Annotated in this window: 21 protein-coding genes, 2 tRNA genes and 3 pseudogenes; 17 read left to right on the top strand and 9 right to left on the bottom strand. The window is 72.2% G+C overall.

The features are described 5' to 3' along the window. Window positions 1–251: 251 nt before the first annotated feature. The 10 genes and pseudogenes from FM076_RS17940 (at window position 252) to FM076_RS17900 (ending at window position 13,075) form a co-directional block, all read left to right on the top strand. A complete protein-coding gene (locus FM076_RS17940; RefSeq protein WP_202034923.1) occupies window positions 252–683 on the top strand; it encodes a helix-turn-helix domain-containing protein in 432 nt (143 codons plus the stop codon). Between the two features lie 521 nt (window positions 684–1,204). Then, window positions 1,205–1,822, top strand: a pseudogene (locus FM076_RS17935) (BCCT family transporter); the annotation flags it as partial. A 68-nt stretch (window positions 1,823–1,890) separates the two neighbouring features. Then, window positions 1,891–2,202 (top strand): annotated as a pseudogene (locus FM076_RS35330) (BCCT family transporter); the annotation flags it as partial. A gap of 265 nt (window positions 2,203–2,467) precedes the next feature. Next, entirely contained in the window at window positions 2,468–2,689 is a 222-nt protein-coding gene (locus FM076_RS17930; RefSeq protein WP_173871952.1) for a hypothetical protein, read from the top strand. A gap of 702 nt (window positions 2,690–3,391) precedes the next feature. Beyond that, complete coding sequence (locus FM076_RS17925) at window positions 3,392–4,357, top strand: D-alanyl-D-alanine carboxypeptidase family protein (protein WP_173871950.1); 966 nt, start codon at window positions 3,392–3,394, stop codon at window positions 4,355–4,357. A gap of 267 nt (window positions 4,358–4,624) precedes the next feature. After that, window positions 4,625–6,385 carry a protein kinase domain-containing protein gene (locus FM076_RS17920; RefSeq protein ID WP_173871948.1) on the top strand — a complete coding sequence of 587 codons (1,761 nt, stop codon included), beginning with the start codon at window positions 4,625–4,627 and terminating at the stop codon, window positions 6,383–6,385. A gap of 496 nt (window positions 6,386–6,881) precedes the next feature. After that, window positions 6,882–7,541 (top strand): annotated as a pseudogene (locus tag FM076_RS17915) (response regulator); the annotation flags it as partial. A gap of 299 nt (window positions 7,542–7,840) precedes the next feature. After that, the gene (locus FM076_RS17910) at window positions 7,841–9,514 is read left to right on the top strand and encodes a sensor histidine kinase (RefSeq protein WP_428814912.1); all 1,674 of its coding nucleotides are present in this window, start codon (window positions 7,841–7,843) and stop codon (window positions 9,512–9,514) included. Between the two features lie 330 nt (window positions 9,515–9,844). Beyond that, window positions 9,845–10,840, top strand: coding sequence for a phosphatase PAP2 family protein (locus FM076_RS17905; RefSeq protein ID WP_173871946.1), 996 nt, complete (start codon window positions 9,845–9,847; stop codon window positions 10,838–10,840). Window positions 10,841–11,242: 402 nt separating this feature from the next. Further along, entirely contained in the window at window positions 11,243–13,075 is a 1,833-nt protein-coding gene (locus FM076_RS17900) for a bifunctional phosphatase PAP2/diacylglycerol kinase family protein (protein ID WP_243274553.1), read from the top strand. A gap of 161 nt (window positions 13,076–13,236) precedes the next feature. Here FM076_RS17900 and FM076_RS17895 read toward each other — a convergent pair whose 3' ends face one another. The 4 genes from FM076_RS17895 to FM076_RS17880 form a co-directional block, all read right to left on the bottom strand. Further along, window positions 13,237–14,124, bottom strand: a complete 888-nt coding sequence (locus FM076_RS17895) for an alpha/beta fold hydrolase (RefSeq protein ID WP_173871944.1) — start codon at window positions 14,122–14,124, stop codon at window positions 13,237–13,239. 451 nt (window positions 14,125–14,575) lie between these two features. Beyond that, window positions 14,576–14,923, bottom strand: a complete 348-nt coding sequence (locus FM076_RS17890) for a hypothetical protein (protein ID WP_173871942.1) — start codon at window positions 14,921–14,923, stop codon at window positions 14,576–14,578. A gap of 446 nt (window positions 14,924–15,369) precedes the next feature. Then, complete coding sequence (locus FM076_RS17885; protein WP_173871940.1) at window positions 15,370–15,861, bottom strand: hypothetical protein; 492 nt, start codon at window positions 15,859–15,861, stop codon at window positions 15,370–15,372. A gap of 83 nt (window positions 15,862–15,944) precedes the next feature. Next, a tRNA-Lys gene (locus FM076_RS17880) sits at window positions 15,945–16,006 on the bottom strand. 181 nt (window positions 16,007–16,187) lie between these two features. Here FM076_RS17880 and FM076_RS17875 point away from each other — a divergent pair. Then, window positions 16,188–16,568, top strand: coding sequence for a peptidoglycan recognition protein family protein (locus FM076_RS17875; RefSeq protein ID WP_345945069.1), 381 nt, complete (start codon window positions 16,188–16,190; stop codon window positions 16,566–16,568). An 8-nt stretch (window positions 16,569–16,576) separates the two neighbouring features. After that, window positions 16,577–17,059 (top strand): hypothetical protein, encoded by a 483-nt coding sequence (locus tag FM076_RS33965; protein ID WP_243274552.1) that lies wholly within the window; start codon window positions 16,577–16,579, stop codon window positions 17,057–17,059. Between the two features lie 129 nt (window positions 17,060–17,188). Here the strand turns inward: FM076_RS33965 and FM076_RS17860 are convergent, their stop codons facing one another. Together FM076_RS17860 and FM076_RS17855 are read right to left on the bottom strand one after the other, a co-directional pair. After that, window positions 17,189–17,866, bottom strand: a complete 678-nt coding sequence (locus tag FM076_RS17860) for a class I SAM-dependent methyltransferase (RefSeq protein ID WP_173871935.1) — start codon at window positions 17,864–17,866, stop codon at window positions 17,189–17,191. A gap of 130 nt (window positions 17,867–17,996) precedes the next feature. Continuing rightward, the gene (locus FM076_RS17855; protein ID WP_173871933.1) at window positions 17,997–18,458 is read right to left on the bottom strand and encodes a hypothetical protein; all 462 of its coding nucleotides are present in this window, start codon (window positions 18,456–18,458) and stop codon (window positions 17,997–17,999) included. 190 nt (window positions 18,459–18,648) lie between these two features. Here FM076_RS17855 and FM076_RS17850 point away from each other — a divergent pair, with 190 nt between their 5' ends. Both FM076_RS17850 and FM076_RS34680 read left to right on the top strand, forming a co-directional pair. Continuing rightward, complete coding sequence (locus tag FM076_RS17850; RefSeq protein ID WP_173871932.1) at window positions 18,649–19,995, top strand: helix-turn-helix domain-containing protein; 1,347 nt, start codon at window positions 18,649–18,651, stop codon at window positions 19,993–19,995. Between the two features lie 119 nt (window positions 19,996–20,114). Further along, a complete protein-coding gene (locus FM076_RS34680) occupies window positions 20,115–20,237 on the top strand; it encodes a hypothetical protein (protein WP_274598813.1) in 123 nt (40 codons plus the stop codon). Window positions 20,238–20,496: 259 nt separating this feature from the next. Here the strand turns inward: FM076_RS34680 and FM076_RS17845 are convergent, their stop codons facing one another. Together FM076_RS17845 and FM076_RS17840 are read right to left on the bottom strand one after the other, a co-directional pair. Beyond that, on the bottom strand, window positions 20,497–20,991 hold the full coding sequence (locus FM076_RS17845; protein WP_345945068.1) for an NUDIX domain-containing protein: 495 nt from the start codon (window positions 20,989–20,991) through the stop codon (window positions 20,497–20,499). Next, window positions 20,991–21,587 (bottom strand): XRE family transcriptional regulator, encoded by a 597-nt coding sequence (locus tag FM076_RS17840; protein WP_202034922.1) that lies wholly within the window; start codon window positions 21,585–21,587, stop codon window positions 20,991–20,993. The genes FM076_RS17845 and FM076_RS17840 overlap by 1 nt, the downstream gene beginning before the upstream one ends. A gap of 791 nt (window positions 21,588–22,378) precedes the next feature. Here FM076_RS17840 and FM076_RS17835 point away from each other — a divergent pair. Genes FM076_RS17835 through FM076_RS17825 form a run of 3 tightly spaced genes read left to right on the top strand, consistent with a single transcriptional unit; the run spans window position 22,379 to window position 23,290 of the window. Then, window positions 22,379–22,594: a hypothetical protein gene (locus tag FM076_RS17835; protein ID WP_173871928.1), complete on the top strand. Its 216-nt coding sequence runs from the start codon at window positions 22,379–22,381 to the stop codon at window positions 22,592–22,594. Next, the gene (locus tag FM076_RS17830; protein WP_173871926.1) at window positions 22,587–22,949 is read left to right on the top strand and encodes a hypothetical protein; all 363 of its coding nucleotides are present in this window, start codon (window positions 22,587–22,589) and stop codon (window positions 22,947–22,949) included. Before FM076_RS17835 ends, FM076_RS17830 begins: the two co-directional genes overlap by 8 nt. Continuing rightward, a complete protein-coding gene (locus tag FM076_RS17825; protein WP_173871924.1) occupies window positions 22,946–23,290 on the top strand; it encodes a hypothetical protein in 345 nt (114 codons plus the stop codon). The genes FM076_RS17830 and FM076_RS17825 overlap by 4 nt, the downstream gene beginning before the upstream one ends. A gap of 567 nt (window positions 23,291–23,857) precedes the next feature. Here FM076_RS17825 and FM076_RS17820 read toward each other — a convergent pair. Continuing rightward, window positions 23,858–23,930 (bottom strand) — tRNA-Lys (locus tag FM076_RS17820). Window positions 23,931–23,955: the final 25 nt, after the last annotated feature.

Here is a 23,955-nt window from a genome sequence, read left to right as displayed (position 1 = left end):
ACGCCGCGAAGAACACCGCGCATGCGGCCGGGAAAGCCCCGATTTCCGAACCGTCCGGCCGCCCGTACATCGAAACCAGAGGGCGCGTTCCGGGGGTTCCCTCAGGGGGGCGGACTGCGATGATGGGGCGAAGAACGGTCGGGGAACATCTCGATCATCCGTCCCGGCACAACGCACCCTTTCATCTCTGGTCGCTTCGTACCGGACCAGCGCGGTGCGGAGAGGACGGCGATCGGGTCGAAGGGGCACAGATGCCGCAGGAAAAGCATCGTCAAACGTCTTCCACACCCGTCACACCGGACGCGCGCGAGGTGTACGTATCAACTCTGCGGGAGATCGTGCGCAGCCTGCAGGATCTTATAGCTCTCATCGAAGAAAGGGATACGTCCAGCGTGGGTGCTGCCGCGCAACCCCGGACAGCAACCGCTCCCCTTTCTGCCGGCTTCGGTCCGGGCACAGGTTCCGAACGTCACGGGCAGGCGCTCACCGCCCGGGAAAGAGAAATCTTCCGCCTGCTGCTCACGGGCGCTTCCAACAGACAGATCGCGAGAAAATTAGGGATCGCGGAACGCACCGTGAAAAACAACCTGCATTCCATCTACCGCAAGCTGGAGGTGGCAGGCCGCAGCGAAGCCATCGCGCGGTACGTTCCCCGCCCCTCACCGCCGTCCACGGACGACTGACATCCGCAGCGCTCCCAGCGGCCTGATCCGGCCTCGCTTCTCGCGAAGGGCACCGGGCCTTCCGGCCCCGGCCCCTCCTCCGCGGCACTCCGCATCCGCCGGCCATGGCGGTCCCCGGGCGGTGGCCGGGTTCGCGGCCACGGTGTCCGGGCCGTCGCCGCCGAAGCCGCCGCCCGCCTGTCGCGTGTGCACGGCGGCCGGCAAAGATCCCGCGAGCGGTATGAGGCACGTCAGCCCGGCCGCGTGTTGTTTTCGCCCTTGCCGTGGACGCTGGCAGCTTCGCCATTGGCCGAGTGGGGAATTCCTCTCGAAGAATCCGCCCCTCGGACACTGCAGGCGCATACGGAACTCGTAGGCAGGACCGTTCTGGTGAGAAAGCCTCTGGCAGGCCGCCCAGGCCCCGTTGAAAGAGCCGGAGTTGTTCGATGCGGCTTCGGCTCAAGACGAATCCGGCCGTGTTCACGGTGTCCGTTCTGGTCATCCTCGCCTTTCTGGCCGCGTGAGTCGCCGCCACCGACACCACGCACCGGTTCTTCGAAGTGGTGCAGGAGAACATCGCGGCATACCTGGGCTGGTACTACCTGGTCGTGGTCGGCGGTTTCCTGGTGTTCGTCAGCTGGCTCGGTGCCGGCCGCTTCGGGCGCATCCGTCTCGGCCCGCCCGACAGCCGCCCGAGGTACCGCTACCTCACGTGGTTCGCGATGCTCTTCACCGCGGGCATGGGGATCGGGTTGGTGTTCTGGGCTGTCGCCGAACCCTTGTCGCACCTCGCCGATCCGCCGACGGCCGAGCCGGGCGGAACCGCCGTACGCGCGGAAGCCATGCGCTTCACGTTTTTCCACCGGGGTCTGCACGCCTGGGCGATCTACATCGTGGTGGGGCTCTCCCTCGCCTGTTTCGCCTACCGGCACCGGCTCCCGTTGTCGATCCGCAGCGCCCTGTACCCCCTGCTCGGCAAACGCGTCCACGGCCGCGCCGGTGACGCGGTCGGCACCTTCGCCGTCTTCGGGACGATGTCCGGCGTCGCCACCTCGCTGGGGTTCGGAGTGCTGCAGGTCAACGCCGGGTTGGCGAGCCTGGACCTGGTGCCGCAGTCGTCGTCGGTCCAACTGCTGCTCATCGCCGGTATCACACTCGCGGCAATCGGCTCGTTCCCGCGGCTCTCACGTTCCTGTGGCTCGCGGTCTTCGGGAACGCCGCTTTCTCGGTGGACGCGGAGACCGACGGCGACCTGCCGGCCAAGGCGGCGGAGGAGCCCTCGACCGCGCTGTTCGGCATGCTCGGGGAACTGCCGCTCACTGTCGTCACGACCGTGCTCGCCATCCTGCTCGTGGCGCTGTACTTCGTGACGTCGTCGGATTCGGCGTCGCTGGTCATCGACCTGCTGACCTCCGGCGGCACCACCGATTCCCCGAAGATCCAGCGCGTCTTCCGGGCCGTGGTCGAGGGAGCCATCGCGGCCGTGCTGCTGCTCACGGGGGCCGGCGGGCTCCAGGCCCTCCAGGCTGCCGCGATCACCACCGCCTTGCCGTTCAGCGCGGTGATGCTCGTGATGTGCTACGGGCTGGTCCGGGCCCTCTGCGCGGACGACCGGCAGGTGCCGCTCGACAGGGTCACGCTCGCCGAACCGCTGCACGAGCGCGTCCCGGCGTCCGAGGGAGGCGGAGCACAGCCCGTTCCGGGACCACGTACAGGGCTCGCCGTAGCGGCGTCGTATCGGACAACCGCGAACGACCGCACACGACCGCAGCGGATCCGGCACGGTCGAGCGCATACTGGGCGTAATGACAAAGCCTGTTGCACCGAAGCGCCATCTGCCCAGCAGCCCCTTCAAGGCCCCCGTCACACCACCTCCGCAGCACTTCGAGGTGGGCGACCAGGTCTCCCACGACATGTACGGCCTCGGCCGGGTGATCGGCATCGAGGACGGTATCGCCGCCCTCGTGGATTTCGGCTCGGCGCAAAAGCGCATCCCGAGCCCGTACACCAAGATGACCAAGCTCTAGCCGCCGGACCCGGGGCATCGGAGCCACGGCACGCCGGGCCCCGTCAGCAGCCTGTGACGAAAGGAAGACCTCTCATCGAACCGACCTCGCTGTTCTCAGCCCCGGAAGGGCCTCCCCACAGCTCCACCGCGGCACTGCCACCCCCGACGACACACCCTTTCCGGGCCCCGGACTTCGGGGACCACGGGGACTCGGAGATCTTCGGGGACTCGGACGTCTTCGGGGACTTCGGCGGGGAGGGCGACACCCTGCCGGCCGAGGACGCGCGGGAGCCCGCCTCGGGAACCCGTACGAGGCGCCCCAAGCCCGCCGGCTCCCAGCGGTGAAGGCGGGCCCCACCGGGGCACCGTCCCCGCACACGGCCGCGCGGGCCCACCCCCTCACACGCCCCCCTCGCGCCCCTGTCTCCCGCGTCGCCCGCCCGGCCTCCACCGGCTGAACGCAGGGCCCCGCCGCCTCGGCGAGGGGCCCTGCGTCGTGCGCCGGGGCGTTGGTCCTCTCGGCCGGGTCGTGAACTTTTCTCCTCCGGGTGCCATCACACACCGGTGTCCGACCCGATCACCGCGGCGTGCCCGCGACGGGTGGCGGCCTCTCCGTTCGGGGAGGGCGGCATGCGTGCCGGTGCGGCCGTCACACCGCGGACGGAGAACCAGCGGGCCGCACCGCGGTTGCCGCCGACCCGCAGATGCGGAGTGCTCGTCCATGACTGCCAGATTCGTGACCGTATGCACAAGTGTTCTCCGTAAAGGGCCCTCCCGCACGGGCCTGGTCGCGCTCGTCGTCGGTGGCGTGCTGCTCGCCGTCTCTCCGCTGGTGGGGCAGGCGTTCTCATCCGGGCGGCCGGCGCCGTCGCTGACGGCCGAGGGCGCCACGCTGCTCGACGCGCGGGACGGCGACATGCTTTTCGGGAAGAAGGCGGACGCCGCCCGGCCGCTGGCCAGCACGGTGAAGATCATGGTCGCCACGATGGTGCTCGACACGCCCGGTCTCGACCTGGAGCACAAGGTGACGATCCGCCAGCGGTACCGCGACTACGTCACCGACCACCACGCCAGCACCGCCGACCTGCAGACCGGCGACAGGCTCACCGTCCGGCAACTGCTCTACGCCTCCCTGCTGCCCTCCGGCGCCGACGCCGCCTACGCGCTGGCCGACACCTTCGGCGCCGGGGACACCCCCGCCCGGCGCACCGCCTCCTTCATCGCCAGGATGAACGCCACAGCCCGCGCCCTGCACCTGGAGCACACCCGCTACACCACCTTCGGCGGCACCGGCAAGGACACCGGCACCCCCAACGAACTGGCCGCGCTGGCCAGGCACGCACTGCGCGACGGCATCTTCCGCACCATCGTGCGGACCAGGAAGTACAAGAGCGACGCCCCGGCCGCCAACGGCCGCACGCGCACCTACACCTGGACCAACACCAACCAGCTGCTGGGCGCCTACGACGGCGTGATCGGCCTGAAGACCGGCACCACCGCGCGGGCCGGCAAGTGCCTGGTCTTCGCCGCCACCCACCGCGGCAAGACCCTCGTGGGCACCGTCCTGCACAGCGACAAGCGCTACACCGACGCCGCCCAACTCCTCGACCTCGGCTTCGGCACCGACAACGCCGAACACCTCAAGATCCGCGAACACCCCGCCGGCACCGGCACCCCGCACGACTGAGGACCGGCCCGCCGCCGGATGAGCGGGTCTCCCTCAGCCGCCGGGTGACGGGGTTCCTCAGCCGCCGGGTGACGGAGGCCCCTCAGCCGCCAGGTGACGGCGGAGGTCCTTCAGCCGCCAGGTGACGGAGGTCCCTCAGCCGCCGGGAGCCGCGAGCGGCCGTGGAGCCGGTCCCGTAGGCGGCGACCGGTGACATCGCGGGCGGACCTCGTCGTACGCTCACCCGGTGCGATGCGGTCGGCGGAGCGAGGGGGAGGGCAAGGCGGAATGAAGCCGTTGGAGGCCGGGGATCCGAGCGCGATCGGCCCGTACGAGCTGCTGGGGCGGCTCGGCAGCGGGGGCATGGGTGAGGTCTTCCTCGGCAGGTCGGGCGAGGAGTCACTGGTCGCCATCAAGGTGGCGCGGGGCGAGTTCGCCGACGACGCCGCGTTCCGGCGGCGGTTCGCGCGGGAGGTGCAGGCCGCGCGGAAGGTGGACGGCCGGTTCACGGCGGCCGTGCTCGGCGCCGATCCGGAGGGCCGCCGGCCGTGGCTGGCCACGGCCTACATACCGGCCGCCTCGCTCGCCGACGCCGTCGCCGACGGCGGTCCCCTGCCCGAGGCGTCCCTGCGGGCGCTGCTGGCCGGCATCGCCGCCGCCCTGGAGGCCATCCACGCCGCCGGGCTCGTCCACCGCGACCTCAAGCCCGCCAACGTCCTGCTCGCCGACGACGGCCCCCGGGTCATCGACTTCGGCATCTCCCGCTCCAGCGACCACTCCCAGATCACCCGCACCGGGCAGGCACCGGGCACCCCCGGCTACATGGCGCCCGAGCAACTGCGCGGCTCCTTCGTGGGCCCCCACACGGACGTGTACGCGCTGGGGGCGACCCTCGTGTACGCCGCCACCGGTGAGGGCCCGTTCGGCTACGGCGACCCCCTCGCGATGATGTACCGCGCCCTGGAGGAGGAGCCCCGGCTCGACGCCGTACCGGCCGGGCTGCGTCCCGTACTCGCACGCTGCCTGGACAAGGACCCGGCCCGGCGGCCGACGGTCGCCGCACTGCGGGCGGAGTTCACGGTTCCGCACACCGTACGGGAGGGCCGCTGGCTGCCGCCGCAGATACCGACGGTGGTGGAACTGCCCGCGCGGCTGCGCCCGTTGCGGGCGGACGACGGCCCCGCCGGACCCTCCTCGCCACACCCGTCCCCAGGCCCGTCCCCCGCGTCCCCCGCCTCGTCCGCCGACCCGGCCACACCCCCGTCGCCGTCCCCCTCCCCCGCGACACCCCACCCGCAGGCGCCGCACGCGGCGTCCCCCTCCCCGCTCGGCGTCTACGGTCCGCCCCCGCCCCCGCACGGGTTCCCGCCCTCCGCCGTTCCGCCGCACCAGGGCCGGGGGCTCAGCCGCCGCGCTGTGCTGGCACTGGCGGGCGCGGGCGTCGTCGTCCTCGGGGGCGGCGGGGTGCTCACCGCCGTCAACCTCGCGCAGGACGAGGACGGTTCGGGGGGTGGCGGACAGGCACGCGGACGCGGCGCCAACAGTTCCCGGGACTCCACGGACGACAGTTCCTCGTCCCGGGACTCCCAGGACTCCGGGGGCTCCCGGGACTCCCAGGACTCCTCGGGCGACGGCAGCGGCCCGCTCCCCGCGGTGGTCTCGGGCAAGCGGCTGGGCCAGAAGCCGACCCTGGAGAGGAAGCGCGGGGCCCCGCCGGAGAAGCTCGTCGTCCGCACCCTGATCCAGGGCTCCGGCACGAAGGCACGCAAGACCGACCACCTCAAGTGCCACTACGTCCTGGAGGACTGGGAGACGGCGGAGGAGAAGGACAGCTCCTACGCCCGGCGGCAGGCGACGCTCCTCCAGGTCGGCACCGGCCAGGTCATCAAGGGCTGGGACCAGGCCCTCATCGGCAAGCGCGCCGGCTCCCGGCTGGAGTTCTCCGTCCCGCCCGAGCTGGCGTACGGCAAGGAGGGCAGCGGCGACGCGATCCCTCCCAACGCCACCCTGTTGTTCGTCGTGGACCTCCTCGACGTGATCCACGTCTAGCCGGCCCGACGCGGACCTTCGCCGGGGCCGGCTCGTCCGCCCGGTCGGCCGGCAGATGGACTGGCCGGCCTCCCGACTGGCCGGCCTCCCGAGTGGCCGGCTCACGGACTGGCCGCTCCGCCCCCCGGGTCCGCCCTCGGTCCGCCCCCGGTGCAGTCCCGGTCCGTGCGGGCGGGACGGCGGTGAGGGGCCGTCCCGCCCGCCCCGGTCCGGCGCACACGCCCGCCGCCCCTGTCCCACCGCCTCCCTCCCCCCTCCCTCCCCCGTTCATCGGCCCTTCCCCGCTCATCGGCCCTTCCCCGCTCATCGGCGGGCCCTCGGCCGTTCCGTCCCCCGCCGGTCGGCGGGGGCGGGCAGAGGGGATCTCCTCTCCAGGTCGCAGCGGCGGTCCTGCGGCCTGTCGTAGCCTCGGTCGGGGGCGGGGAGTCGGCAGCGGGACCCGTGGGTCCGGGGAGGGAGCAGGGCAGGCAGCGGGACTGAGGCGAGGAGCGCGACGGTGATCCGGGTCGTGGTCGTGGACGACGAGGAGCTGGTGCGCTCCGGGCTGCGCCTCATCCTCGGGGCGGCACCGGACATCGAGGTGGTCGCCGACTGCGGGGGCGGCGACGCGGTCGCCACGGTGCTGGCCCACCGCCCGGACGTCCTGCTCCTCGACGTCCGGATGCCCGACGTCGACGGGCTGACGGTCCTCCGCCAACTGCACGCGCCGCACCCGGACGGCCTGGGCGACCTGTCCGACGCGCCCCGGACCGCCATGCTGACGACCTTCGACGCGGAGGAGTACCTGGAGACCGCCCTGCAGGAGGGCGCCGCCGGTTTCCTCCTCAAGGACACCGCGCCGGAACAGCTGGTGCACGCCGTACGCGTGCTGGCCGACGGCGGCCGGGTGCTCGCCCCCGGGGTGACCCCCGCGGTGATCGGCGGCTATCTGGGCCGCAAGCCCGACCAGGGCGCGGTCCGGGACGTGGCAGCCCTCACCGTACGGGAGCGGCAGGTGCTGGCACTGGTCGGTGAGGGGCTGTCCAACGGCGAGATCGCCCGGCGGCTGCGGCTGGCCCACGGCACCGTCAAGGACCACGTCAGCGCTCTCCTCGCCAAGCTCGGCGGCCTCAACCGGGTGCGGGCCGCGGTCGTCGCCGACCGCGCGGGCCTGGTCGGGCACCTCTCCCCGCACCACCCCGGTGCGGCGGCGCTCCCCGCCGGCCCCGGTACGGGCAGGGATACGGATACGGATACGGGCGGGGGCACGGCACGGGCGCACCCTGCCGTCGGTACGGGCTCCTCCCCGGCAGACCCGGCCGGTACGGGCTCCTCCCCGGCAGGCCCGGCAGGCCCGGCAGGTGAAGCCGGGGGACGGACGGACTCTCCCGGTACGGACCCGGTGGCGGACCGCGCGCTGCCGGAGAGCAGCCGTGCCGACGGCCCCCGCAACGGCCCGCCCACGGACGCCGCACCGTGACCCCGCCGCCCCCGCCCGCGGACGCGGACGCCGACGCGCCCCGGCACGCGACCCAGCCCACACCCCAGCACGCGGACCCCGCCGCACCCGCCGCGCGCCCCACCCGCCCCGCCCATCCCGTACGACCCGCACGCCCCGCACACTCCAGCCCACGACACTCGAGCCCACGCCCCGCACACTCGAGCCCGCGCCCCGCACACCCCGGTCCGCGCACCACGCGCTCTGCCCCCCGCACCACCCTGCTCGCGTCCGCCCGCGCACGGGGTAGCACGGCGGCGCGCGCGGGCTCCCGCGCCTTCGTCTTCGCGCTGCCCGCCCTCCCGGCCCTGCTGGGGCTGGCCGACGCGTTCCTCGTCAACGGGGTGCGGCCCGGCCTGGAACTGGGGGTCTCCGTCGCGGCGGCGGTCGCGCTGCTGGTGCGCAAGCGGTGGCCGGTGGCCGTGCTCGCGGTGACGCTGGTGGGGCTGTACGTGGGCTACATCTGGTTCGCGCCCATGATCGCCCTCTACACGGTCACGGCGCGCCGCCGCAGCAACGCGCTCGCGGTGGTGGGTGCCGTGTCGCTGGCGCTCGCGCACTACGTGCCGTATCCGCTCGACGGCTTCACCCCGTCCGCCGACCGGCAGGGCCTGCTCGACATGCTGGACTCCTGCGTCCAGGGCGCGGCCCCGGCCGTGTTCGGCCGCTGGTCCCGTACGCGGCAGCAGTTGCGCGACCGCATACGGGAGCTGACCGCCAGCCGCCACCGGGAGGCCGAACTGCTGGCCGAGCGGGCGGTGACGACCGAGCGGGCCCGGCTGGCCCGCGAGATGCACGACGTGGTCGCGCACCAGGTGAGCCTGATCAGCGTGCAGGCGGGCGCGTTGCAGGTGACCTGCCGGGACGAGACCTCGCGCGCCACCGCGCGCACCGTGCGCGAGCTGGCCGTCAGGACGCTGGTCGAGCTGCGGCACATGGTCGGAACACTGCGCTCCGGCGACCGCACCGGAAGCGGCCTGGCCCCGCAGCCGCGGTTGCGGGACCTGCCCGCGCTGGCGGAGCAGAGCGGCCTGCCGGTGACGCTGGACCTGCCGGCCCTGGCCCCCCGTGTCCGGAACGGCGAACCGGACGACGGACCGGACGGCGAACCGGACGACGGACCGGGCAGCTCCCCGCACGACGGCCCGCACGACGGTCCGCCACCGGACGGTCTGGTCCACAGCCTGGACGACAACGGCCCACACAAGGACGACCCGGATGACGACCGCCTGACGGGCGACCCGGACCACGACCGCCTGGACGGCAACGGCCCGCATGGCGAACCGCACGGTGACGGGTCGTCGTCCCCGCGCTGGCCGGACGCGGTGGAGCGGGCCGCCTACCGCACCGTCCAGGAGGCGCTGACCAACGTGCGCAAGCACGCGCCCGGTGCCAAGGTGCACGTCACCGTACGGGTGTGCCGGGGCGGTCCGGCCGGGACGCGGCTGGCCGTCGCCGTACGCAACGGCCCGCCCACCGCCGTACCTGAACCGGGCTTCCCCGCCGACGGCGGCCACCGGCTCCCGGACGGCGGCCACGGACTGCTCGGTCTGCGGGAGCGCGCCCTGCTGCTGGGCGGCGCCTTCGCGGCGGAACCGACCGGGGACGGCGGTTTCCTGGTCACAGCCGAGTTCCCCGCTGCCCGGAGCTGACGGGAACGGCGGAGAAGGCGGCCGGGCCGGGAAGAGTCCGGAGTGGGGAGCGCCCGAAGCGGACGAGCGCCCGAAGGGGGCGGCCCGAGAAGTGTCCGGGGCGCGTCGGCCGGCCGCGCGGCGTCATGGCACCGCCGGCACGGAACCGGGCACCGGGAACCGGGCACCCTCCCCCCATCCACCCGTCCCCCATCCGCCACACCCCGTCACCCACCCGGTGGTGCGCCACTCGCGCGGCGGGCGGGAGGAGCTTCTACTGAGGGCTGAGGGTCGGCATCCCCTCCGCACACCCGGCACACAGACGGCCGCACGGCCGACGAGGAGTCCCTGATGAGTGGGCAGTTCTCCCTGGACCCACCGGATTCCCCCGAGGGCGACACGCCCCGGAACGCGGCCCCGCACGCGTCCGGCAGTGCCTCCGGTGGCGCCTCCGGGGACATCTGCGGTGGCGTCTTGGGGGACGCCTCCGCAGATGTCCCCGGGAAGGCCGCCATCCCGGAGCCCCCCGAGAAGAGGGATCCGCGCGGGCTGCTGCGGCGTCTGGCTCCCGTCCAGGTGCCGGGGCCGGTGCAGGGCGGGGGCGAAGGGGGCGAGGGCGGACGGTGGGGCGGGCCCTCCCGACAGCGGTGTCCGGGCCGGAGGGGTCCGGTCCGGACACCTCCCCGCCCGCTGGGCCCGGCACTGGGCCTGCTGGCCTGCCTGCTGGTGTTCGCCGGGACGTCGTACGTGGTGCTCGGCCGGGGGACGGGCTTCGCGGACCGGCCGCTGCTCGACGAGGTGGTACGGCGCAGGGAGTCGGTGCTGGAAGGGCCGATGACCTGGGTGTCGCATCTCTCGGAGATCCCCCTGCTGGTCGTCGCGGTGCTGGTGGCCCTCTGGATGTCCCGGCGTTCGGGTGCGCGGCTGCCGGCGGTACTGGTGACCGCCACCGGGGCGCTGTCGGTGGTGGTCGCGTCCGCCGCCAAGGAGCTGACGGACCGGCACCGGCCGCCCGCGCGGCTGTGGGCGGTACCGGAGGACGGTTACTGCTATCCGTCCCGGCACACCGTGATCGCCACCGCGGTCCTGCTGGCCCTGGCCTACGTCCTCGCCGCTCACCTGGCCTCCCGCGCGGCCCGCGCCGCCCTGTGGACGGGAACGGGCCTGCTGTGCCTGCTGGCCGGGTTCAGCCGCGTCTACCTCGCGGTGCACTGGCCCACCGACGTACTGGCGGGTCTGGCCCTGGGCACGGCGGTCGCGCTCACATGCGTCCTGGCCCACACGGCACAGGAGGCACGCGCCGCGCGCACACGTGACGTCCCCCTCCTCCACCCTCCTCACCGCTGACTCGGAAATGCCCCGTCCCGGCGGACATCCCACCCGACGGGTCCCATCCCTACGGGTCCCATCCCTACGGGTCCCATCCCGACGGATGCCGTTCCGACGGATGCCGTTCCGACGGATGCCGTTCCAGAGGGACTCGCCGCCCCCCGGACCGGTCCACCGTCCCCCAGCCGGTCCGCCGTCCCCCAGACCGGTCCGCCGTCCCCCGGGCCGGTCCGCCGTCCCGCGAAAGGTCGCTGGTGTGAGGGACCGGTGTGCCCTGTACCGCGCCGGGCAGGAGAGACCTGCCCGTGCGACGTCCCAGGCGGGGCCGACGGGCACCGGCGAAACGACGGCAGTGACGTCAGCGACGACAGCGACGACAGCGACGACAGCCACGGATGTGACGGAAGCGAGGGGGCACCGATGGAGACGCACCGGCGGCCATGGCCCGCCCGAGCCCTGGCCGGCCCCGGGCTGCGCCCCGGCACCGCACCACCCCGCGGGGTGGGCCTCGGGGTGGGGAGCCGCGCCGCCAGGCGCAGAGCGGTCGCGGGCGGCAGGGCGTCCGCGGGCAGGGGTTCCACGGCGGCGGGCGCCGCCGTCCGCGCCCGGCTCAGCGCGTGGGACCGTGCCCTCTTCCGTCGTGTGGCCGTCACCGACTGGCCGCGCGCGGAGGGCGTGCTGCCCCGGCTGAGCCGTGCCGCCGACCACAGCAAGCTGTGGACGGGAACCGCCGCGGCGATCGTGCTGTCCGGCGCGGGCGGCCCGCGGGCGCGGCGCGGGGCGCTGCGCGCGCTGGCCTCCGTAGCGGTGACCTCGGCAGTGGTCAACACCGTCGGCAAGGGCGCGTTCCGGCGGGTCCGCCCCGTCCTGGACGACGTGCCGGTGATACGGCGGCTCAAGCGGCTGCCGACCAGTACGTCGTTCCCCTCGGGGCACTCGGCCTCGGCCGCCGCGTTCGCCACCGGGCTGGCCCTGGAGTCGCGCGGCTGGGGCGCCGCCGTCGCGCCGGTGGCGGCGTCGGTCGCGTTCTCGCGCGTCTACACGGGCGTCCACTACCCGAGCGACGTCCTGGTGGGAGCGGCGCTGGGCGCGGCCACGGCCTTCGGTGTCCGCGCCGTCCTGGACGCGCGGCGCCGGGTGCCGCCGGCCCAGCCGCTCGTCGAGGCGCCCGCCCTGCCCCAGGGGCGGGGGCTCTCGGTGGTCGCCAACCCGGGTTCGGGCTCGGCCGCGTTCGTGGAGGAGGTCACCGAGGCGCTGCCCGCGGCGCGGGTGACCCGCTGGGACCCGGACGCCTCCTCCCTGCCCCAGCTGCTGGACAAGGAGGCGCAGCGGGCCGCCGAGGAGGGCGGCGCGCTGGGTGTCTTCGGCGGCGACGGCACCGTCAACGCGGCGGCGCGCGCGGCCCACCGGCACGGGGTGCCGCTCGCGGTGCTGCCCGGTGGCACGCACAACCACCTGGCGCTGGATCTGGGCATCGGCTCCAGCGCCGATCTGACGAACGCGGTGGGCCAGGGCCACGCCATCGCCGTGGACCTCGCCCGCTTCGCGCCACCGCGCGGCGCGGCCGTCCAGGGCGCCGGGGACGGCCGAGGCGACGGGGACGGCCGGGGCACCCGGGACCTCCGGAGCACCCGGGAATTCCGGGGCGGCGGGGAATTCGGGGGCGGCGGGGACGGTGCCGAGCACGGGGACTGGGACGGGGAAGGGGACGCGGACGCGGACGGGCCCGGCTACTTCGTGAACACCTTCAGCCTGGGCGCGTACGGCGATCTGGTCGAGGTGCGGGACCGCTGGCGCGGCCGGGTCGGACCGTGGGCGGCCGGACTGATCGCGGCGGTGCACGTGCTGCGGCAGTCCCGGCCGTTCGAGGTGCGGGTGAACGGGCGTAAACGGTCGCTGTGGCTGCTGTTCGTCGGCAACTGCTCGTACCACACCATCGGCGGCGGCCCCGGCGGGGCGAGGCGCTTCAACCTCGCCGACGGCATGCTCGACATCCACCTGGTGAAGGCGGGCCGCTGGGCCCGCACCCGCCTGGTGGCCTCGGCGTTCGCAGGCGTCCTGCACCGCTCGCCCGTGCACGCCGCGGCCCGCGGGCGCCGTCTGCACCTGGCCGGTATCCCCGAGGGCACCCTGTGCTCGTACGACGGCGAGACGGCGCCCTCCCCCACGGCCCTGCTCCTCGACAAGCCCGGCACCCCGCTGACCGTCTACCGCCCCCTCCCGCCCTGGCTGAGCGGCAAGCCCCTCTCCTGACCAGCCCAGGTGCCTCTTCCGACCAGCCCAGGTATCTCTTCTGAACAGCTCAAGCCTCTCTCCTGGCCAACTGCCGGGCTCCTTCAAGGGCTGCGGGGGCCCGGTGACCGGGGTTCAGGGCCCGGGGTCCAGGGCCGGGGTCCAGAGGTCCTGGCGTCCGCTCACCCGGCGCTCAGCACCTCGCGCAGGGCGGCGGCGAACGCCTCGGGCTCGCCGTGCTGACCGAACTCACCGCCCAGGAAACCGGCGTGGTGGCTGGGGAAGACCACCGGTTCGCTGCCGAGGAGGGCGGCCAGCTCGACGGCCGCACGAGCCGCCGGCTGGCCCTCCGACTCCTTGCCCACCGCCATCACGATCCGGGTGGACGCCTTCCTCAGGGCGGCGACGTCCGGCTCGTAACCGGTGCAGCCGCGCATGTTCTGGCCCAGCAGCGGGTCGTCCCGGGACCCGTCGTCCCCGGTGGGCAGCCCGAAGGCGGCCGGGTCGGGAGCGGGGCGGCCGGCCCAGTCGGCGGAGAAGGGGCCCGTCGCGCCGGTGAGGGCGATGAACTTCGCCATCGCCGGGCCCATGCCCGCCCGCAGGTACGTCTCGTGGACGTCCACGCACGCCGCCCACGCGTACTCGCGGTCCGGCAGCACCCGGATCGCCGGCGGCTCGTGCGCCACGTACGTGCGCACCAGGTCGGGCCGCGCAGCCACCAGCGCCAGCCCGTTCACCGCGCCACCGCTGCTGCCGAACAGGTCCACCGGCCCGACGCCGAGCGCCTCCATGATCCGGCGCAGGTCGTCCGCGTGCGTGTCCGGCACCAGCTCGCCGGTGCCGTCCGTCCGCACGCTGCGGCCCGTACCGCGCGGGTCGTAGGTGACGACGACACGGTCGGTGAAGTACGACGCGAGCGTGGCGAACCCGCTGGCGTCCATCGGTGAACCCACCAGCAGCAGCGCGGGATTGTCCGCACCGGCCTCCGCCAGGTCACCCCGGACGTCGTACCGGAGCGTCGCCCCCGGAACCTCCAGCGTGCGGGTCTCGGTGTGTACGGCGGTCGCCATGGGTCTCCCTCTGGTCCCACGCCCGCGGTCCGTCCGCGGGGCGCTCCTGGTGCCTCTCGCCTCTACCGACCCGCGAGCCCGCCCGAACTCATCGCCCCACACATACTTTTCCCGCACAGATCTTCCAACCCGACTCCCCCACGGGCCGCCCCGGCTGGGCCGCCCGCCGGAGGGGCCGCCCGCCGGAACGGGACTTCGGGGGCTTCCGTCTCCGGCGGGGATCCGTCCGTCTCTGGCGGGTGTTCGTTCACCTCCGGCGGGCCTTCCGGTGGGGCGAGCCTCCCGGCGGGACTTCAGCTGACGCGCGGGCGCCGACCGGGGGGCGCCGACGGAGCCCGACGGACGCAAGCAGGCGCAGGCAGGCGCAAGCAGGCGCAGGCAGGCGCCTCCGTACGACAGGTGGGCGCCGCTCTGCCAAGTGGGCGTCGCCGTACCACAAGTGGACGCCGCGCTACCGCGCCGCCCACGGCACGCGGCACACGTGGGGCGCGTCGCCCTCGGGGCACAGCGCGCCGAGGACGGCCTTGCGGAGGGCGCGCCAGACCTTCAGCGAACACCGCACGCCCACGGCGAGTTCCACCGGCTGCCGCGCGCCCGGGTCCTCACCGGGATGTTCGTACGCCCACTGCCGCCCCAGCTCCTCGTACAGTTCGGCGACCGGGACCCCGCCGAGCACCTCGCGCTCTTCCCGCCACTCCACCAGCCGGACGGCCCGGCCGCGCGCCTCGCGCCGGACGAGGTCCTTGACCAGTTCGACCCCGTCCTCGTCCGCGTACAACCCGAACCGCAACCATCGCATCCGGGCACGGTAGCCGCGCACCGGCAGGGCGCGCTCACCTTTAAGGGGAAGGCGGGACGGCCCTTCAAAGGGAGGCAGGGAGAGGCAAGGGGAAGCAAGGCGAGGGCGGGACGGGCCGCGCGGAGAGGGCACCTCTTCCCGGTGTCACTCCTCCGACGTCACCCCTCTCCGACGTCACCCCGCCCCGGCGTCGCCCCTCTCCGACGTCAGCCCACCCCGGCGTCAGCCCCCACCCCCTCATCAGCCCTTCCCGCGACCCGCCTTCTGCTTCATGCGCCGACGCTGCCGAGGGGTCGGCTCCTTGCGGCCGGTCTGGCGCAGGTAGACCTCTTCGCGATGCTCGTTCGTCACCTCGGACCGCCTCTCCACAAGGTGTGCGCTCGCCACAGGACGTGCGGTTCTCCACAGGGTGTGCGAGGGCACGGGTGGGGACTGTGCCCGCCCCCTCAGGGTGCGCCCGGGGAGCGCCGCCCGCATCCGGAGGCGGTCATCTCGAAGACAGCGGCGGTGACCATCCCGTACGTCAGGTGGGGGACGAGGTCCGCGAGCCAGTCCGCGGGCCGCCAGTTTCGGGGGTCGGAGACCTTGAGCGCGGCCATGGGCACGTCCGACCCGGCCATCGCGCCCAGCCCCGTCAGCAGCCCCGCCAACGGCACCGAGGGCCGCCACGGCAGGGAACGGGACGCCCCGTAGAGGGCACCGACGCCCACACCGGTGACCATGCCCAGGACGGCACCCACCCCCGAGACCCGGTTCTCGCGGGTCTCCCCCTCCCCGGGCACCGGTATCCCGGTACGGTCGCTCAGCTCCTCCACCAACTGCTGGGGCGCCGCACTCCCACCCCGGCCCCGCAGCACCATGTCCAGGTACGTAACAGCGTTGAGCGCAGTGGTGCCGGCGGCCCCCGCCACGGCCCCTGCCAGTGCCAGACGCATCATGCCCCTCGCGGTTCCCAACGGGTTCCCCCGGAAACACCGGAAGCCCCGGCCCAGAGAAACTCTGAACCGGGGCTCACCAGTAGGCCGTGTGGGACTCGAACCCACAACCAATGGATTAAAAGTCCGCTGACGCTCCATGTGGTCTGGTCCGGTCTCGGTCGACTCTGTCGGCTATTGCTTGCCTGACCTGGCGTTTTCCCTCGATCCGTAATGCGGTTTGATCTGGTCTCGTCGGGCCTCGTTCGGCCTTGTTCGAAGTCGTTCGGAATCGTTCGGGCCAGCAGCGCGCCAGCGGAAAGCTCCCGCCACCCGCGACGACGAGGACTGTGTGTGCACTGGCTGCCGGGACCGGCGACGACGACGTACTGCGCGCCGTCATCGCCGAACGCTCCCCACTCCGCCCGAACGAGAACAACACCGACGGCAACCGGGCGTTCTACGAGTTCGAGTGCGTCAACCGCGGTGACGGCAAGGACACCCGGCCGTTCGTCCAGCGCGACGCCATGGTGCGCGCCAGCGCCGCCCTGCTGCGCGCCCACGGCTGGAGACGGGGCGGCTCCGCCTCGGTCATCGGTCACCTGGAGTGGACCAACCAGAAGATCGACCCGCGCCCGGCGCGCGGCAACGCCGACGTCCGCATGTCGACCATCCGGCGCCTGGTAGCCGACCGCCTCGACCACGCCCCGAGCTGGTTCCCGAAGAAGTGAGGAACCCGATGCCGCAGAAGTTCGTGCTCGACCTGCTGGAGCGCTCGGATCGGACCGGCGTGCAAGCCGCGCTCGGCCTGGTCACCGTCGAGCTGGCCGACGTCCCCTGGGTGGGCCGCGCCCGTCGCGCTGGTGGCCTCGTCCGCGAAGTCGTGGGTGGCCGAACGCCTCGGTCAGTCCGGCACCGCAGCCACGCTGCCCGCCGGACACGACCCGGCCGGAGGCGCCGGGTGACGCCCAACGCGCCGATCCCGGACGGCTCGGTCATCATCACCCCGACCAAGGTGTGCGCCGAGGTCCGCGCCACCCACGACGAGGTCAAGCAGGTGTCCGCCAAGCTGGATGCCTTGCCGGAGCTGTCCGGGCGCCTGGACGACCACGAACAGCGCATCCGCACCCTGGAGCGGGGCCGCTGGCCGCTGCCAGCCCTTGCTGCCCTCACGGGGCTGGGGGCCTTGGTCCTCACCTTGTACGAGCTGCTCAATCGCTGACGCGCCCGGAGGCAGGGTGTACGCGGTGGGAGACTCGGGACGTTCCTATCCACCCGCTGGCTGCTGTGGAGGGAGGCCCTGCCGAGCTGTCGGCGGGGCCGCTGAGTACCAGTAGGTCGCCTTGTTCCGTCAGGTGCCTTTCCACGCCTGAACGATCAGAGTGCCCATCTGTCCCGTCTCGGGAGCTGGGTGGATGCGGGCATCAATGCGGTCGAACCCAATGCGCTTGAGTCGGTCGGCCCACTCCTGGGGCGGGTATTGCCACCGCAGCACCGTCAATTCTCGCTCGCGGCCTTCCAGCCACTTGCCGTGCATCTGCTGAGGCCCGTAAGCGTTACCGGGTTCGGCGTGGGAGAAGACCAGGACACCGCCGGGTGCCAGGCGCCGCCGGATGCGGGGCATCAGCTCGTCGGGATCGGTGAACCAGACAGCGCCCCAGTTGGAGAACACGGCATCAAAGGTGGTGTTGGCCTGGTCGAGGTAGCTGCACACCTCCGCGCACACGAAGGTGACACCAGGCTCGTCGGCCCAGAAGCGCCGGGCACGCTCCACCTGCACGGCGGAGAAGTCCACGGCGGTCACCTGGACACCGAGTCGGGCCAGATAGGCGGCTTCCGTGCCTTCCCCCGGGCCGAGTTCGAGAGCGGTCTTGCAGGGGCCGAGGAGGTCCGCGTCGGGGCCATGGCCCGGATACTGCGTCCAGTCGAACCGGTCCGCTGGCGGGGCGGGCTGTTCGCCTTCGCCGCGGTAGGGCTTGTACTTGTCCCAGTATTCGGGCAGGGACATCGGCAGCGTCGCGTGCGCCATGGGCCTCCTCGTGCGTCTGGTGGGGCCGGACACCGTAGCGACACTGGGGGTGCGACATGCCGGGGTGAACGAAGTCCATACGAAGAGGCCCGGAAGCGACCGCGCGCTTCCGGGCCTTGATGGTCACCAGTCAATGGCAGCTCTGCCCCGGTGCGCAGGGGCCGCACTTGCCGTAGTCGTGCTCCCACAGTGGCCAGTCCACGGGGAACCCGTTCTTGTGGAGGACCTTCGCGGTGCGCTCGACCGAGCCGTCGTACTTGAACTCGATCTCCGGGATGTGCTCCAGGAACCCGCCGTGGAAGTGCTCGGCGCAGAACTCGCGGTAGTTGCGGGTGTCGAGGATGAAGACGTGCACGGCGGTGTCCACCAGTCGCCCGCAGCACATCTCCAGACCCTGCCCGAACTTCTCCATCGCGGTGATCAGGTAGGCCACTGCCTGCCCGAACAGCCGCTCCGCCATGATCTCATCGAAGGGGTGGTCACGCTGGAGGAGGATCACCTCCCGATCCCACACCTCCGGCATCACGAAGGCTTTGGGGTCGCGGGCCTGGTCGGCTGGCAGAACGGGCCGGTCCATGACTGCTGTCGTCATCGTTGCCTCCCTCGATTCGGGGTCAGTGTTGACCTCTTCAGGACACCGCCATCCCGCGCGGGCCGGAAGGCGCAACGGGGGCTGCCGCACAGGGTGTGCGGGGTCGGCACACCGTGTGCGGGATGCGACGGCGGATCTGGGCGGGGTCGCGCTTCGGCGCTAGCGTGGGAAGGCTGAGGGGAGGGCTCCCATGGATGTGCCGATCTCCATCACCCCGGCGGACTTAGGCAAAGTTGTGCGGGCCGCCCGTGCAGCGGCCGGTCTGACTCAGGTCGAATTGGGGCGCCGCTGCGGATACTCGCACTCGGTGATCAGCCGCATCGAGAACGGGCACGTCACCCCGGACTGGCCCACCGTCGCCCGCCTGGCCACCGAGTTGCACGTCGCCCCGGAGCACCTCGGCCTGATCCATTCGGGGGCACCTGCACGAACGGGTGCCGCAGGCGCACCGGAGGCCACTAGTCTTCCGTCACATCCCACTGCCGTGGATGGGGAGGACGCCGTGCGCCGCCGCCACATGCTTACCCTGTCCGGATCTGCCGCGGCTGCGGTCGTCGTCGGCCCTCTCCACACTCCTGTAGACGCCGCCACACGCTCGGCCGCTGCCGCTTCCATCGACCTGTCCGGTCTGGAGGACGCGCTGCTGTACGGGCCGCCGCCGACCGCCGAGGAACCGACAGCGGCCGGGGTGAGCCGGACCGTGGCACGCGCCCGCGAAGCTCTTCACGCAGGTGCATACCGACAGCTGGTCGCCGCGCTCCCGCAGCAGCTCGCACTCGCCGAGGCTCTGGCCCAAGGCGGCGAGCACCCCGAGGGCTTGTCTGCGCTGTACGCGATTGCCGCCCGAGCAGCAATCAAGGCCAGCGACGACCGGCTCCTGGTGGTAGCCGCTGACCGGGCAGTGCAGGCAGCACGCGCCGGCGGGCACGTCCTGGCGCTCGCGGAGGCGTGCCGGATGGTCTCCAGCGGCTACCGCCGCGCAGGCCGCTACGACCGCGCAGTCCAGGTCGCCGCTCGGGCAGCTGACGAACTCGCTTCCGACCGCAACGCCCCGCCAGCGGCCCGAGCGTCGGCGCAGGGTCAATTGCTCGCCACAGCCGCCTACACCGCGGCCAAAAGCGAGGACAGTCAAAGCGCTCGGGAACTGCTCGCCCAAGCCGCAGTCTGTGCAAACCGGACCACCGAAGAACGGACCGGAACCGGCTGGTTCGGGCCCCGTCAGGTGGCGTTGCACGAGGTGTCCGTACTCCAGGTGCTTGGCGACCCGCCCGGCGCCATCACGGCAGCTCGCCGTGTCGAGACACGCGGTATGCCGCCGGAGCGCGCTGCGCGTCTCGGTCTGGATGTCGCCCGCGCCTTCGCGGACTGGGGACGGCCCGAGGATTGTTACAGGGCGCTGTTGGCAGTCGAACGCGCTGCGCCGCAGGAAGCGCGGCGCAGCAGCGTGCACTCCCTGACGAAGAGGCTGCTGCACCACGAGCACCGGCTGGATGGCGTCCGCGACTTCGCGCGCCGCACCGGGGCAGTAGCCAGCTAGACAACGCCGATCGCTATTCATCTGGCTGGCTGTGGTAGCTGGAAGGCCCCGTCGGCAACCACTCGGCGGGGCCTTGGCACAGCCCAACCGGGTGCCAGGAAGTGGAGCACGCGGCGGCCGTGGGGTATGTCAACGGCCCCTACCGGTTGAGGAGTAGGGGCCGCTGGCCCCTCCCGGCTCTCGGCGCCCTCACCGTGCTCGGCGCCCTGGTCCTGACCCTCTACGAACTGATCGCACGCTGACGCGCCCCCGTCCTCGTCCGGGAGGGCGGGGACGTTCACGCATGTGCAGCCAACAGATGAGCAACCCCGCGCGCGGGGATCACCAGCTGAATGTCGGCATCGACCGCATCGAGATGGGACCACCCCCGCAGGCGCGGGGAGCACCCGCACAGGGCGCACAGGGCGAGAGAGGCGCCCGCCGGGACCACCCCGCAGGTGCGGGAACCACCGCCGCACTGTCGGTCTACCACACGTCGAGGCCGCCGCGGCGCCACCCGATTTAGCTCACGAACGGGACATCCGAGTTCAGCCCATGGTCTATGCGTTGCCTCAGCGCCGGATGAACGGCATACGAGGGCAGGTCGGCAGGCGGGACCCAGCGAATCTCTGCTGCCTCGGACGGGTCGGGCGTGATCGTTCCTCCAACGACCTTGGCCCGCAGGCAGATGTTGATCGGCTGCCGCACCTCGTCCATCCGGTCACCGTGCATGTAGACGATGACGTGATCCGGAGTGGAGAACACGCCCACCAGGCCGACGATCTCGACGTCCAGCCCGGTCTCTTCCCTGCACTCGCGAACGCCGGCCTGGCCGACCGTCTCCCCCTTCTTCACCCCTCCAGTCGGGATTGTCCACAGGTCGTTGTCTACGCGCCTCAGCAGAAGCACTCGCCCGGTCTCGTCCTGTACGAAGACGCTGGCAGAAGTCTTCCGAGAGGTTGGCTCGGGCGCGGCGGGGTCGCGCCAATAGTCGATCCGGCGCGTAGCACTACTCACTAGTCCTCCACTGTTCTCCCGGCGGTACGGGCGCTTACCCAAACGCGTTCGTAGGACTCGATGTACGTGTGGAAGAACGCGCCGTCGATACGTCGCAGATGCATAGTCGGGGTGTGGGCCGCGAGAACGCCGTATGCATGAACGTTGACGAGCATTTCATCGTCAAAACGGTAGATGCTGTTGTATAGCGGGGTGTCATGGAGGCGGATCTCCACCTGTTCCGGCATGCGTTGCCGGTAGTAGTTGAGTACTGCGACGACTCTCCCTGCCACGCCGCCGCCGATGCGGTACTCAGCGTCCCGAGCGGCGAGCTGCACGCCCCGGGGGTCGCCCAGCAGCAACCGCACGCGCGCCCCTTGCTGTGCCTTCTGCGCCACGGTCGGTAGCCAATCCGTGTGCTCCTCCGTCAGGAACAGCCCTGCAAAGGCGAGAAGGTCAATGTCTCGCTGGGCCGCCCGGAGCAGTTCCGTCCATAGGTGGCGTGGAACATCACCGCGTCGGGGGTAGGTGGCAACCAGCTCCGCGCCCGCAAGCGAGGCGGAATTGGTGCTTTCAGGCCACAGATAAGTCTCGTCTTCCTGGAGTACGGCAGCCACACGGTAGCGGGTGCGGGGCACGGGACAGAATCGCCGCTGAGCCACCGCTCCACGCTCTTGGTCGAGACCTCAACGGCTGCGGCCAGGCCTTGGATATCCAGGCCAGCACGATGCATTGAGCGCCGGAGGCGTTCGTTCACCATCTGGCCAGGATGACACCTAGGGACGTCTAGCGGCAGGCAGATGTCCGAAGATGTCGCGCAGTGTCGATGCGCTGTCTGTAACCGCTTCTGATCATTGCGTTACAGGTCCCCGGGCCACCCGCAGCGGCACCAGGGGCTTCGTCAACGCTTCTAAGGAGCGTCAACGCGTGAACACCACTTCACCCACGAGGCCGTCAGCACGCCCTCCCTGTGATGTGAGACCGGGGGCGACTTTCGTAAACCCGTCCACCGCTTGCGAACGTGCCCATCTCGCAAGGCGGTTGGAGGGGGATGCTCGATCGTGAGCCGTATGACGATCCGCGTCTCCCGCGACTCGGGCCGCTCCTGGACCAGGCCGCGTATCGTCCGCGCTGCGACGGTGCCGGCGACCATGCGGTGGCCTGCCTGCCGGTGCCCGTGGTGCCGCCACCGCAAGGACGGCCGCCGTGATTGAGCCCGTCCCCGCACGCCTCGCGCTGCACCGGCCCGGCTGATACGGCACCTGTCCGCACTGCCGAAGGCCGCTGACCGTCCGCAACGACTACTGGACGACGGCATCAGAAGCATCGGTGCCCACTGCCGCGACTGCTCGGGCGAGAAGACCCCCACGCCCGGCCCCGCCGACAAGAACACTGGAGGAACGAGCAGATGAGTGCCGGATGGTGCCAGTGGCACCAGGCCCACGCTGATGACGTCGAGATCATCGACGTCATCGAACGCGGTTCGGGCCCTCCCGCTGCAGCGTCCGCCTGCCTGCCGTGCGCCCGGAAGATCCGCGGCATCCCCTACGGCGAGGTGGCCCGCGCGGCCGTCCAGGCACTGGAGCAGCGTGAGGCCGCGTCGAAGGGGCGGACCCATGCCTGAGAACAGGGTGCTCACCCTTGCCCAGCTGATGGCCGGCTTACTGGAGCGGGACGGCGGGATCGATGCCGTGTTGACGAACCGCTTCCTGCGGGTGCTGTGGAAGAACAGCAGCACCGAGGACCGGGCCGGCGTGCTGGCCCGGCACGCGTGGCAAGCCCGCAACTCGACGGTCACGACATCCAGAACACGCGACGCCTACCACCTCACCCGGCAGCTGCGCCAAGCCGCCCTCCAGCACACCGGCGACCCGTTCACCGTTGCCTCAGCCGACCTGCCCGGTGACGTGACGACCCACCTGGAGGCAGCCGTACTGCTGCTGTGGGCCTCATGGGAAGAGGAGGAGCGGACCGCATGAGCACGCGGCCAACGGTCATCGGAGCCTTGCTCTTCACCGCCTGGTTCTGCCTGGGCGGGGCAGTCCTCAGCGCGATAGGCCGCGGACCCTCCTACGTCGTGAAGATGCCCGGAGAGACCGGACCGCCCAGCCTGGGCGAGGCCGCACGGCGGGCCTGCTCGTGGCTCGCCTGGTGCTGTATCTGGCCCCGCGCCCTGTACCGCTGGGCCCGCGGCTACGGCGAGGTCCACGGCCACTTCGCCGCCGACTGCCCGCACCGTATCGAGATGGGAGGTGCCGACGATGCGACACCGCCGTGGGACCGCTACCGGCACGGCAAGGCGTGCCGTCGGCAGAAGTGACGCCGTGCGCGCCCACGTCCTCTACATCGCCGTCGTGCTGGTGCTGATAGCTGCCCTGGCCTACGGCACCACCGCCCACTGACCCCCCACCCCGACCAAACCCCGTGGGCGACCGGCGGGGGAGGGGACCGTCTCCGGCGGCTGCCCCTGCCCGAGGGGGGGCTGCCCGTCGAATACACCAACTCTGCCCTCCGACGTGCGGGGTGACGGCCACACGACCGGAGGGCGGGCCACGGCCGCCAACGGGGTAACCATTGACCGGCCCTGACCACCCGTGCCTCCCCCATCACAGACAGTCAGGGTCATGCACATGACATACACCCGCCTGCGGAGTGACATACTCCACGCCCCTCCCAGGCGCAGACGTCCGGCGCGTACCCCGTCGCGTTGCGGACACCAGGAGCCGCCGGGCACATGCCCGGCGGCTCCGTCGTGTTCACCAACCGCTTGCGGTCCCTTCGGCGTTGCTCACCCTCCCGGGCCAGCAGCGGGCCGGCAAACGATCTACGGCACCCCCTGAACGCCAAGAACCCCAGGTCGGATGTGCTCTGACCTGGGGTCCCGCGGTAGGCCGTGTGGGACTCGAACCCACAACCAATGGATTAAAAGTCCACTGCTCTGCCAATTGAGCTAACGGCCCGCACCGAGCAGCATAGCCCGGGGGT

Origin of the sequence: Streptomyces albus subsp. chlorinus, from assembly GCF_013302895.1 — a bacterium.
Taxonomy (GTDB): Bacteria; Actinomycetota; Actinomycetes; order Streptomycetales; family Streptomycetaceae; genus Streptomyces; species Streptomyces chlorinus.
The sequence above is the reverse complement of the archived record's forward strand: the minus strand, read 5'-3'. Positions and strand labels throughout refer to the sequence as shown.